This window comes from Lysinibacillus sp. 10T31 (assembly GCF_056394365.1).
Genome location: NZ_JBFTHS010000192.1, coordinates 1 through 474, shown reverse-complemented (window position 1 = coordinate 474; position 474 = coordinate 1). Strand labels below are relative to the sequence as shown.

1 protein-coding gene is annotated in these 474 nt (G+C 61.0%); it reads left to right on the top strand.

Annotated features, from left to right (window positions below):
* Nucleotides 1-17: 17 nt before the first annotated feature.
* The coding region (locus tag AC1DCY_RS27590) for an autotransporter outer membrane beta-barrel domain-containing protein (protein WP_477355928.1) at nucleotides 18-474 on the top strand (457 nt) is incomplete at its 3' end.

Below are 474 nucleotides of genomic sequence, written 5' to 3'. Positions count from 1 at the left end.
GCGTTGAAGGCCATGACGTGAAGGCGCTGGTCAGCACCAAGAGCGAGGATGTGGTCAAACAGAATGTGGTGAACGCCGGTGGTTCATCCAGCGGTGCAGCGGCGGTCGGGCAAGTGTCGAACGCGGTGATGAGTCAACTGAGCGATCAGGACCCGGTGTTCAGTGCATTCGCCAACGCCAGCAGCGATGCGCAGTTGGCGAAGCTTTCCGAAAAGCTTGGCCCCGACGTGAGCGGTGGTGCGATCCAGGCGTCCACTAACGGCCAGACACTGATCTCGAACGCCATCAACACGCGCTCCAGCAGTGCCCGCAGCGGTTTGTCCTCGGGTGATGTGTTGGCCGAAAAAGGCGTGTGGCTGCAAGCCTTGAACAGCGATGCCGATCAAGGTTCGCGCGGCGGTGTCGCCGGTTATAGCGCCAACAGCCAGGGTATTGCGGTGGGCGCTGACGGTCAGTTGAATGCCGATACCACAC